We start from the raw sequence: 11429 nt of genomic DNA, 5'->3' as shown, positions 1-11429 counted from the left end.
CGAGCCGGTGCATTTCGAGCCGCGCCTGCTGGATGATTTCATCGTCTGGGCGACGCTGGGCGTGGTGATCGGCGGGCGGCTGGGCTATGTGCTGTTCTACCGTCCCGATTATTACCTCGCCGAGCCGTTGCAGATCCTGATGGTCTGGCGGGGCGGCATGGCCTTCCATGGCGGGCTGCTGGGCGTTGTCGCCGCCACCTTCCTGTTCGCGCGCCGCAACAAGCTGCCGCTGTTGTCGCTGGCGGACATCATCTGCGCCGCCGCCCCCATCGGGCTGTTCTTCGGGCGCATCGCCAACTTCATCAATGGCGAGCTGTATGGCCGCGTCACCGACGCCGCGCTGGGCATGGTGTTCCCGCATGGCGGGCCGCTGCCGCGCCATCCCAGCCAGCTTTATCAGGCCGGCCTCGAAGGGCTGGCGCTGTTCGTGCTGATGGCGGTGCTGATCTTCGGCTTCAATGCCAAGAAGCGGCCGGGCCTGCTGGCCGGCAGCTTCTTCGCGGGCTATGGCGTGGCGCGCTGCATCGGCGAGTTCTTCCGGGAGCCGGACAGTTTCCTCGGCTTCCTGTGGTTTGGCGCCACCATGGGGCAGCTGCTCTCCCTGCCGATGATCCTGCTGGGGCTGCTGCTCGTCCGCCATGCGCTGACCACTGAACCGTCCGACGATACGCCGAATCGGGCATGACGCCTGTAGCGGCCCTGCTGGCGCGGCGCATCGCGGCCAACGGGCCGATCACGGTGGCGGATTACATGGCGGAGGCGCTGGGCCACCCGGTGCATGGCTATTACCGCAGCCGCGATCCGCTGGGGGCGGCGGGCGACTTCACCACCGCGCCGGAAATCAGCCAGATGTTCGGCGAGCTTATCGGCCTGTGGGCCGCCGTAATCTGGCAGCAGATGGGCAGTCCTGACCCGGTCCGGCTGGTTGAACTGGGGCCGGGGCGCGGTACGCTGATGGCGGATTTCCTGCGCGCCGCCCGCCGTGTGCCGGGCTTCCGCGAATCGATCCGCCTGCATCTGGTGGAAACCAGCCGCCCGCTGCGCAAGCGGCAGAAGCAAGCGCTGGCCGCCTCCGGCGTGGCAGTCGACTGGCATGACGATATCGCCTCCGTGCCGGACGGGCCGATGATCCTAGTCGCCAACGAATTCTTCGACGCGCTGCCGATCCGCCAGCTGCAACGGCTGCCGGGTGGCTGGCACGAAAGGCTGGTCGATCTGGATGAGGCTGGCACGGGCTTCCGCTTCGTGGTCTCGCCCGGCCTCTCGACCGGGGCGGCGCTGCTCGATCCCGGCGTGCGGGAGACGGCGCCTGCCGGCGCCATTGCGGAAATCTGCCCGGCCGGCCTTGCGATCTCCGCCGCCATCGGCGCGCGGCTGAAGGCGGAAGGCGGGGCGTCGCTGCTGATCGATTACGGCACCGCGCGCAGTGCGCCCGGCGACAGTTTCCAGGCGCTGAAGGCGCATCGCTTCCACGATCCGCTGACCGATCCCGGCACGGCGGACCTGACCGCCCATGTCGATTTCCAGGCGCTGTCCCGCGCCGCTGTGGAGGCCGGTGCCGTGGCGCAGGGCCCGGTCGAACAGGGCACCTTCCTGACGGCGCTGGGGATCGAGGCGCGTGCCGAAACCTTAAGGCAATCAGGCGCAGCGGATGTGGATGCCGCGTTGCGCCGCTTGATCGATGCCCGGGAAATGGGCAGTCTGTTCAAGATATTGGCGTTGACCGGCCCGACCCTTGACGGCCCATTGCCGGGTTTCGGGGGCTGATCGGGCGGCGGCGCGCAAGCTGTACAGGCGAAAGGCCGCCCCTTGATCATTCTGGACGAGCTGGAAATCCCCGGTATCCGCCATGCCTTCTTCACGCGGCGCGGCGGCGTTTCCGGCGGCATGTACAGTTCGCTGAATTGCGGCCTCGGCTCCGGTGACAAGCCAAAGGACGTGACATCCAACCGCCTGCGGGCGATGGCCGCGCTCGATTTGCCGCTGGAAGCGCTGATCACCTGCCACCAGATCCACAGCGCCGAGGCGGTGACGGTGAACGAGCCCTGGGCGCCGGGCGAGGGGCCGAAGGCGGACGCCATGGTGACCTCCGTGCCGGGCATTGCCCTTGGCGTGCTGACCGCCGATTGCGCGCCGGTGCTGCTGGTCGATCCCGATGCGAAGGTGATCGGCGCCGCCCATGCCGGCTGGAAGGGGGCGAAGGGTGGCGTGCTGGAATCGACCGTGCGCGCGATGGTGGAGCTTGGCGCCCGACCGTCCAACATCATCGCTGCCATCGGCCCGTGCATCGGCGTGGAATCCTACGAGGTCGGCCCGGAATTCCCCACGCCCTTCCTGGAGGAGGACCGCTCCAACGCCTTGTTCTTCTCCGCCGGCAAGGCGGAAGGAAAGTTCATGTTCGACCTTGGCGGCTATGTCGCGCGCCGGTTGTCGCGGCTGGCGTTGGGCGAGGTGCTGCGGCTGGACCGCGACACCTGCGCCGACCGGGTGAATTTCTTCAGCTACCGCCGCGCCTGCCTGACCGGCGAGAAGGATTACGGCCGCGCGCTCGCCGCCATCGCGCTGGAGTAGGGGGCATCTGTCGTCTCTTTCCTTGTCATTGCCGGGCTTGACCCGGCAATCCAGGGGCCGCGTTCTGAGGCGATGCAGGCTGGGCACCGCCCCTGGACCCCCGGGTCAAGCCCGGGGTGACAATAAAAAAGAAACTTCCTTAGGCTGACCAGGGACACTCGCCCCTGAAGCAGCCGATTGAAGAGTCCGTTATCCTGCGGTAGTTGTTTCATCCGCTTACAAGCGGGTCGCGGCGCGGTGCCGTGACCATCCACCTTTTCTGCAAGAAGGATCAGGCCCGTGTCCGCCATCGAAGCGCCGTATCTCATGTTCCTGGGCGATGCGCCCGACCAGCTGGCCGCCAAGACGGCCTTCGGCGTGAAGTTCTGGCGCCCGGAAAAGTGCCTGGGCCAGTTCCGCCTGCCGGGCTGCAAGGCCGATCTGGGCCTGCCCGACATGACCATCGAGGAAGCGGCCAAGGCCGGGGTGAAGACCATCATCGTCGGCGTCGCCAACCGCGGTGGCGTGATGGGGCAGAGCTGGATCGACCCGCTGAAGAAGGGCCTGGAGCTGGGCATGGACATTTCGTCCGGCCTGCACAAGAAGGTCGCCGACGTGCCGGCGCTGAAGGAAGCCGCCGCCGCCAATGGCCGCAAGATCACCGATGTGCGCCACCCGACCCGCGACTTCGATGTCGCCAGCGGCGTGAAGCGCCCGGGCAAGCGCCTGCTGACCGTCGGCACCGACTGCTCGGTCGGCAAGATGTTCACCTCGCTCGCCCTTGAGGCGGAAATGAAGAAGCGCGGCATGAAGGCCGATTTCCGCGCCACCGGCCAGACCGGCATCTTCATCGCCGGCGACGGTGTGTCGGTCGATGCGGTGATCGCCGACTTCATCTCCGGCGCGGTCGAATGGCTGGCCCCGGCGCATGATCCGGACCACTGGGACCTGATCGAGGGCCAGGGCTCGCTCTACCACGCCTCCTATGCCGGCGTGTCGCTGGGCCTGCTGCATGGCGCGCAGGCCGACGTCATCGTCATCGGCACCGAGGCGAACCGCCCGCACATGCGCGGCCTGCCGACCTACAAGCTGCCCAGCCTGAAGGAGACCATCGAGCTGAATCTGCGCTGCGGCAGCCTGACCAACCCGGCGATCAAGGCCGGCGGCATCACCGCCAACACCTCCATGCTGTCGGAGGCCGAGGCGCAGGACTTCCTGAAGCGCGCCGAGGACGAGACCGGCCTGCCGGCCACCGATCCGGTGCGGTTCGGCGTCGGCAAGATCGTCGATTTCGTCGCCAGGCTGTAATGCGCCAGCTTGCCATCCAGCGGGAGAGTTTCCCGATCCGGGGCGTGTTCCGCATCTCGCGCGGGGCACGCACCGAGGCCCACGTCGTCACCGTCACGCTGACCGAGGACGGCGTGGCGGGCCGTGGCGAATGCGTGCCCTATGCGCGCTATGACGAGACCATCGACAGCGTCATCGCCGAGATCGAGGCGGTGCGCCCGCTGATCGAATCCGGCATCGGGCGGGAAGAGCTGCTGACCGTCATGAAGAACGGGGCGGCCCGCAACGCGGTCGATTGCGCGCTGTGGGACCTGGAGGCGAAGCAGGCCGGCAAGCGGGTCTGGGAACTGGCCGGTCTGCCAGAACCGAAGCCGCTGATCACCGCCTATACGATCAGCCTGGACGAGCCGGAGGCGATGGGCCGCAACGCGGCGGAGAACGCCGACCGGCCGCTGCTGAAGCTGAAGCTGACGGGCGACGGCGATCTGGAGCGGGTCGAGGCGATCCACCGCAACGCGCCGAAGGCCCGGCTGATCGTCGATGCCAATGAGGGCTGGAGCCTGGAGCATTACCTGCGCTATGCCCCGGCGCTGGTGGCGCTGGGCGTGGAGATGATCGAGCAGCCGCTGAAGGCGGCCGACGATGCGCCGCTGGCCGGGGCCGAGCACCCGCTGCCGGTCTGTGCCGACGAGAGCTGCCACGACCTGCGCTCGCTGGAGCACATGGTCGGCAAGTACGAGATGATCAACATCAAGCTCGACAAGACCGGCGGCCTGACCGAGGCGCTGCGGCTGAAACAGGCGGCGGAGCAGGCCGGCCTCGGCGTCATGGTTGGCTGCATGATCGGCACCTCGCTGTCCATGGCGCCGGGAATCGTCGCCGGCCAGGGGGCAAAGGTGGTCGATCTCGACGCGCCGCTGCTGCTGGCCGCCGACCGTCCGGGCGGCCTCACCTACGAGGGCAGCCTCGTGCACCCGCCCAGCCGGGAGCTGTGGGGCTGAGCGCTCAGCGGCCTGATGCTTCGGGATGATGCCCTCTGTTGTCACCCCCGGGCTTGACCCGGGGGTCCAGGGGCGGCGCCTTGCCTGAGGCGCTTCAGCCAGCCGCTCTGGATTGCCGGGTCAAGCCCGGCAATGACAAGGAGAGGAAGCAGACGCCGACGCCAAAAGCAGGCGCTTAGTCCCTTCTACCGCTGGGTCAGCTTCAGCTCGATCCGGCGGTTCTGACGGCGGCCTGAATCGGTCGCGTTGCTGGCGATCGGGTAATTGTCGGCATAGCCGGCAGCGGCCAGCCGCCGGGCCGGAATGCCGGCAGCCATCAGCTGGCGGACCACCTGGATGGCGCGCGCCGCCGACAGCTCCCAGTTCGACGGAAATTGCGCGGTGGCAATGGGCACATTGTCGGTATGGCCCTCGACCTGCAGCACCCAGTCGATATTGTCGGGAATCTGCTTGGAGATATCCAGCAGCACGCTGGCCAGCTGGGTCAGCTGGGTCTGGCCTTCCAGCCCCAGCGTGGCGGAGCCGGAATCGAAGAACACTTCCGACTGGAAGATGAAGCGGTCGCCGACGATGCGGATGTTCTGCCGGTCGGCCAGCACCTCGCGCAGCTTGCCGAAGAATTCCGAGCGGTAGCGCGCCAGCTCCTCCACCTTGCTGGCCAGCGCCAGATTCAGGCGGCGGCCGAGATCGACAATCTGCGCCTGCTGTTCGGCCGATTTGGCCTCCGAGGCGTCGAGCGCGGCGCTGATCTGGGCCAGCTGCTGGCGCAGGGCCAGCAGCTGCCGGTTCAGCAACTCCACCTGACGCTGGGCTTCGGTGGAGATTTGCTTTTCGCTGTCCAGCTCGCCGCGCAACGCGGAGAGCCGCGTGTCGCGCTCGTCGATCTCCTTCTGCGCCAGGGCGGTGCGCTCCTCCGAGGTGCTGAGCCGGGCTTCCAGCTCCCGCGTGCGGTCGCGCGCCACCGTCAGGTCGGCGATCAGCGCCTGGATGCGGGCTTCCTTCTCGGCCGCGCTCACCTCCGCCTGCTTCGTCAGATCGATGGCCTTGTCCTCGGCGACCTTCAGCGCGCCGGCCAGCTCCGTCACGCGGGCTTCCAGCTGCTCGCGCGTCTTGCGCAGCGAGGCGATGTCGCGGTTCAGCCGTTCGAGATCGCGCAGTTGCGCCTCGATGGTTTCCTTGTCGGCGCGGATGGTCTTGTAGGCTTCTTCCAGCCCGGCCATCGCGCGGCCGCGCTCGGCCTCGGCGGCATCGAGGCTGGTGCGCGCGCCGGACAGGTCGGCCAACGCCGTGGCCAGCCGGCTTTCCATCGTGTCGCGCTGTTCGGTCAGCTGGCTGATGCGCGCGGTCAGGTCATCGCGCGCCGATACCGAGCCCTGCAGGTCTGCCGAGAGCTGGGCGATGTTCAGCTTCAGGTCGGCATTGGTCTCGCGTTCCAGCGCCAGCATGTCGGTCAGCTCGACGATCTGCCGTTCCAGCCGCTGCAAGGCCTGCTCGCGCCCGGACAGCGCCTGCGTCAGGTAGAACTGCGCGACGATGAACACCATCAGCAGGAACAGGATGACGGCCAGCAGCGCGCCCAGCGCATCGACGAAGCCCGGCCAGATATCCAGATGCCGGCGCTGGCGGCGGGCCATGCTCATCGCTGGCTTTCTTCGGCGATGGCGGCGATGGTGCGGGCCAGCAGGCGGATCTCGCTGCGGACCTCCTCGATGGCCTGGTTGCGGCCGCTGGCGCTGTCTTCCAGCAGGCGGGCCAGATACAGCTCCATATTGCGGATGTGCGAGCGGGTCTGCTCGTCAGCGCCGATACCGCCATCGGCCAGCCGCGCCAGCACGCTGCGCAGCTCAACCTGCCCTTCGGCGATCTTCTGCATCAGCGACTGCTCGACGCGCATCTGGTCGGTCAGCATGCTCAGCTTCTCGGTCAGCGCGATCAGGTTGGTATTGGCGCCGCGCCGGCTTTCCTCGCCGCGCTCGATGGTGCGCTGCAGCCGGTCCAGCGTGTCGGCGCTCTGTTCCAGCAGCGCCTGCACATAAGCCGGCACCGAGGCGTCGCCCTCGCTGACCGGGCCGGCGGAGCCGAGGCGTGTCAGGCTGGACAGCCAGTCCTCCAGCTCGTTGTAGAAGCGGTTCTGCGCCTGGCCCGCCTGCAGATCGAGGAAGCCCAGGATCAGCGAGCCCGACAGGCCGAACAGCGAGGAGCTGAAGGCCGTGCCCATGCCGCTCAAGGGCGCTTCCAGCCCGGCCTGCAGTTCCTGAAACACGGTGGCCAGATCGCCGCTGGCGAAGGACAGGCCGGAGATCACCCTGCCGACCGAATCGATGGTCTGGATCAGCCCCCAGAAAGTGCCAAGCAGGCCCAGGAAGATCAGCAGTCCGACCATGTAGCGTGACAGGTCGCGCGATTCGTCGAGCCGTGAGGACACGCCGTCAAGCAGCGAGCGCAGCGTCATCGCCGACAGGCTGACGCGGCCCTGGCGTTCGGTCAGCAGATTGGCGATCGGCCCCAGCAGCCGGGGCTGGCGCTGCACGGTGGTGCTGGCGCCGCCGCGCCGGAAGGAGTCGATCCAGGCCGCTTCCGGCCCCAGCATCAGCACCTGGCGGAAGCTGTACACGATGCCGATCAGCAGCACCGCGATGATCATGCCGTTCAGAATCGGTGCCGCCAGGAAGGCGACCTGCAGGGCCGGGAACAGCAGCGCCACCGCGACCAGCACCGCGACGAGGAACAGCGCCATGCGGGTGAGGAAGCGTTTGGGCGTACTCATCGTTTACAGCCTTTCGCGCCGCGGCGTCGGCGGCCTGATGATGGGGTGGTGCAGCGCCGGGGAAGGGCAGCTAACAGCCGGAATTTGGCGGGGTCATGGCGGCGTGCCCGGTGCGGTGAGGCGGCAGGGCGCGCCGTCATTCCCCCTAGCGGTCAACGATGCGGATATCGACGCGGTCGGCCGGGCCGTCCTTGTCGGTATCGCCGAGCGCGCGGACATCCATGCGGGTGCTGCGGATGCCCTGCTCGATCAGCTGCGAGCGCACGGCCAGCGCGCGCGACAGCGACAGCCGCCGCGCCTGGCTGGAGGATACGCCCTCGCCGCCGGCATAGGCCAGCAGCTGCACGCGCAGCGACTCATTGTCCTGCAGGCGCTTGGCGACGGCCTGCAGCTGGGTGCGCGCCGCCTCGTCCATCTCCGCCTGGTTGAAGCCGAAGGCCAGCCGGGTGATGCCGGCCGGTGCCGGCTGGCTGGGGGCGCTGCTCTGCGGCGGCAGTGCGGCGACGCGCTGCTCGGCGGGCCTTGTCGTGGTCTGGGGCGCAGCCTGGGGCTCCGGCTTCGCTTCCACTTTTGGCGCGGGCGGCGTCACCGGTTCCGGCTTGGCCGAGGGCAGGGCAGCGGTGCGCTGTGGCTTTTCGGTGCTGGCGGCGGGGGCCGCCGGCTTCGGTGTCTCGGCGGGCCTGGGTGCCGCTATTTGGGGTGCCGCAATCTGCGGTGTGGCGACCTTCGGGGCTTCCGGCTTCTGGGGCTGCAGCGCGGTCGGCGCGCGCACTGCCGGGGCGGTGGGTGGCGTTACGGTCGGCGCTGCGGGTGCCGCTGCTGGCCGTGCCGTGCTCCGCATCGCAGCCGGCGGGGTCAGCTGCGGGGCTGCCGCCAGGGCGGGTGTATTGGAGGCGGGGGTGGCGGGCTGCGCCGCGCCGCGCATCGAGGCCGGCGGCTTCAGGACGATACGCTCCTGGCCTTCGCGCGGCGCGTTCGGCATCAGCAGGATGCGGCCGTCACTGCCCGGCGCGGTGAGGCGTCCGCGCGTGCCGCCATCAAGCACATCCATGTTCACGGTCACGGAGGAATTGCCGTCGCCGCCGATGACGATCTGCGCGGTCGCTGGCGTCACGAGCAACAGCGCGAACACTGCCGTCGCCGCCATGAGCGCAGGTTTCAAACCGTGTTTGCGTAGGTCCATGCGTCAGTGTCCCCCTCTGCCGTGGCCCATAGCCCTTTGGCTTATAGCCCTTTGACCATGCACGCGTTTATGCGACCGCTTCCTGCAAGCGGTCCGCTGCCGGCTGCTGCGACCATATCGCATGGCACGGGGGAGAACAACTCGCTTGCCCGCCGGATGCGGCGGGAAAACGGTAGCGGGATAAGCGGCCTCAGGCCTCGCGCACGATCTTGCCGAGCGGGGCGTGCAGCTCGCGGTTGGCGGCAAGGATGTCGCCGCTGTCCAGCGGGTCGCCGGTGCCGGAGATGGTGGTGACGAAGCCGCCCGCCTCCTTCACGATGACAATGCCGGCGGCGATGTCCCAGGGGTTCAGGCCGGTTTCCCAGTAGCCGTCATAGCGCCCGGCGGCGACATAGGCGAGGTCAAGGGCTGCCGCGCCGAAGCGGCGGATGCCCGAGGACACCTTCATCACGGCGGCCATCTCGGTCAGCAGCTTCTCGTGGCCCGGCCGGCCGGCGAAGGGAATGCCGGTGGCGAACAGCGCCTCGTTCAGGTTGCGCCGGCCGGAAACCCGCAGGCGGCGGTCATTCAGGAAGGCGCCCGCGCCCTTTTCGGCCCAGAACAGCTCGTCGCGGACCGGCTCGTAGATCACGCCGGCCACGATCTCGCCGGCCTTCTCCACGCCGATGGAGATGCAGAAATGCGGGATGCCGTGCAGGAAGTTGGTGGTGCCGTCCAGCGGATCGACGATCCAGCGCCCCTCCGGCTCCTGGTCGCCACCGGCGGCAGCCGCTGTGGCGCCGCTTTCCTCCATCAGGAAGGAGAAGCGCGGCCGGGCCTTGCCCAGCTCCTGCTTCAGCACCTTCTCGGCCTTCAGGTCGGCGGTGGAGACGAAGTCTGCCACGCCCTTCCTGGAGACCTGGAGCTGCTCGACCTCCCCGAAATCGCGGACCAGGCCGCGCGCCGCCTTGTAGGCAGCGTTGACCATGACATTGATGAGGGGGGAACGAACGGCCATGATGTCCTGAAAGTCTTGAAACGTAGGGAAAGGGCGGCGAAAGGCGGTCAGCCCTTCGCGCGCTCCACATAGGTCTGGTCTTCGGTGCGCACCACGATGCGGGTGCCGCTTTCGACATGCGGCGGCACCATGACGCGCACGCCATTCTCCAGGATCGCCGGCTTGTAGGAGGAGGCGGCAGTCTGCCCCTTCACCACCGGGTCGGCCTCGACGATGGTCATGATGACGGTTTCCGGCAGCTGCACCGACAGCGCCTCTTCCTCATAGAACTCGACCACGCACTTCATGCCGTCCTGCAGGAACACGGCGGGGTCGCCGGCCAGCTCGCGGGCGATGGAGACCTGCTCGTAGGTTTCCATGTCCATGAAGGTCAGGGTGGTGTCGTCGCCGAAGATGTACTGCATGTCTTTCTGGTCGAGCCGCACGCGTTCCACCGTGTCGGCGGAGCGGAAGCGCTCGTTCAGTTTGGTGCCGTCGCGGATGTCCTTCAGCTCGACCTGCATGTAGGCGCCGCCCTTGCCCGGCTTCACATGCTGCGTCTTCACCGCCACCCACAGGCGGTTGTTATATTCGATGACGTAGCCGGGGCGGATGGCGTTGCCGTCGATTTTCATCGCTTCGATTCCATTAGATGTTCGGGTTTCACCCGGTGCCGGGCGCGCGGAAGCTATCAGCTTGGCCAGATAAGGGCAAGCGTGCGGGCGGGAGGGGGTGATTCGGGGGATTTGGTTTGCCGTCAGTCCGCTTTTGTCCCTTTGTTTGGTTAGGCCTCAATAGTGATTTTGATCGCATTCGGCTCCACGCCGAACGTAAGAGCTAGCCTGCGCTTGGCTTCGGCAATGGTGAGTGGGCTATCGTTATCTTCGCGCTGCCGCACGGTCGCCGGAACATTCGAGAATTCGCTAGCCTCAGTCACATCGACTTCCCCCGCATCATCCGCTGTCTTTCCGAGCAACGGCACGCGGGCAACAGGAGGAAACTTAATACCGATACCTGCACCGACAAAGGATGTTGGCTCCTTCGCCTCTTCGTTGTAGAGCGAGATCCAATTACCGTGCGAGACATCGAAGTTAGGGTTCACGGCATAACGAGCTTCATAGTTCTTATTGAGACGCTTGCGCACTTCGTCGGCAGCGAAGTCGTGGACAAGTCCGAATTTTTCCTTGTCTTTGTCGCGGGTGTTGAGCGCCACGACAATAACCCGCTTCACATTAACATCATCCATGCCAAGCCAGTTTCCGTCATGGTCGCGCGGAAAAGCAAACCACTGATCCTGAGACGTGCGGATCGCAACGTTAAACTCTTCCTTGCCCTTCTTCACGCGCCGCAGGCTCTTCTTGCCTGAGCGCGGCACGCGCGAGACTTCGTAGCCTTGTCCCTCAAGGTACTCGATTCCGATTTCAAACAGACGCTTAGCATACTGAAGCTTTTCGAGCGTTGCGTAGACATTTGTCATTTTCGTAGACTCCTTTTGGGTTTCTCTGGAGAGAATATGCTAGGACCTTAGAGAAAAGTCTATAGCAAATTATGTTTTGGTAAACCCAAGCGGCAAACAGTCATTTTTCGCGCCTTCTTTGGCGGCGAGCTAGAGAGAAATGGCAGGCAAATTTTTTTGGGGGTTGACGGCAGCAAGGCGGTCAATGG

11 protein-coding genes are annotated in these 11429 nt (G+C 66.7%); 5 read left to right on the top strand and 6 right to left on the bottom strand.

Annotation, left to right across the window (positions count from 1 at the left end):
• The 5 genes from lgt to dgcA all read left to right on the top strand — a co-directional run.
• The coding region (lgt, locus tag MK313_RS01505) for a prolipoprotein diacylglyceryl transferase (RefSeq protein WP_287779820.1) at positions 1-685 on the top strand (685 nt) is incomplete at its 5' end.
• Positions 682-1767, top strand: a complete 1086-nt coding sequence (locus MK313_RS01500; RefSeq protein ID WP_287779818.1) for a class I SAM-dependent methyltransferase — start codon at positions 682-684, stop codon at positions 1765-1767. The genes lgt and MK313_RS01500, both read left to right, overlap by 4 nt.
• A 42-nt stretch (positions 1768-1809) precedes the next feature.
• Positions 1810-2571 carry a peptidoglycan editing factor PgeF gene (pgeF, locus tag MK313_RS01495; protein WP_008944950.1) on the top strand — a complete coding sequence of 254 codons (762 nt, stop codon included), beginning with the start codon at positions 1810-1812 and terminating at the stop codon, positions 2569-2571.
• A 279-nt stretch (positions 2572-2850) separates the two neighbouring features.
• Positions 2851-3858, top strand: coding sequence for an N-acetyltransferase DgcN (gene dgcN, locus MK313_RS01490; protein ID WP_008944949.1), 1008 nt, complete (start codon positions 2851-2853; stop codon positions 3856-3858).
• A complete protein-coding gene (gene dgcA, locus MK313_RS01485; protein WP_287779815.1) occupies positions 3858-4838 on the top strand; it encodes an N-acetyl-D-Glu racemase DgcA in 981 nt (326 codons plus the stop codon). The genes dgcN and dgcA overlap by 1 nt, the downstream gene beginning before the upstream one ends.
• A gap of 185 nt (positions 4839-5023) precedes the next feature.
• Here dgcA and MK313_RS01480 read toward each other — a convergent pair whose 3' ends face one another.
• The 6 genes from MK313_RS01480 to MK313_RS01455 all read right to left on the bottom strand — a co-directional run bounded on the left by MK313_RS01480 (position 5024) and on the right by MK313_RS01455 (position 11241).
• Positions 5024-6478 (bottom strand): peptidoglycan -binding protein, encoded by a 1455-nt coding sequence (locus MK313_RS01480; RefSeq protein ID WP_287779812.1) that lies wholly within the window; start codon positions 6476-6478, stop codon positions 5024-5026.
• A complete protein-coding gene (locus tag MK313_RS01475) occupies positions 6475-7605 on the bottom strand; it encodes a flagellar motor protein MotA (RefSeq protein ID WP_287779810.1) in 1131 nt (376 codons plus the stop codon). Before MK313_RS01475 ends, MK313_RS01480 begins: the two co-directional genes overlap by 4 nt.
• A 145-nt stretch (positions 7606-7750) precedes the next feature.
• Positions 7751-8752, bottom strand: coding sequence for an OmpA family protein (locus tag MK313_RS01470; protein ID WP_287779808.1), 1002 nt, complete (start codon positions 8750-8752; stop codon positions 7751-7753).
• A gap of 226 nt (positions 8753-8978) precedes the next feature.
• Complete coding sequence (locus MK313_RS01465; protein WP_008944944.1) at positions 8979-9785, bottom strand: inositol monophosphatase family protein; 807 nt, start codon at positions 9783-9785, stop codon at positions 8979-8981.
• Positions 9786-9832: 47 nt separating this feature from the next.
• Positions 9833-10399, bottom strand: coding sequence for an elongation factor P (gene efp, locus MK313_RS01460; protein WP_008944943.1), 567 nt, complete (start codon positions 10397-10399; stop codon positions 9833-9835).
• A gap of 149 nt (positions 10400-10548) precedes the next feature.
• Positions 10549-11241 (bottom strand): hypothetical protein, encoded by a 693-nt coding sequence (locus MK313_RS01455; RefSeq protein ID WP_287779805.1) that lies wholly within the window; start codon positions 11239-11241, stop codon positions 10549-10551.
• Positions 11242-11429 lie beyond the last annotated feature (188 nt).

It is taken from the genome of Oceanibaculum sp. (assembly GCF_022449305.1).
GTDB classification, from domain to species: Bacteria; Pseudomonadota; Alphaproteobacteria; order Oceanibaculales; family Oceanibaculaceae; genus Oceanibaculum; species Oceanibaculum indicum.
The sequence above is the reverse complement of the archived record's forward strand: the minus strand, read 5'-3'. Positions and strand labels throughout refer to the sequence as shown.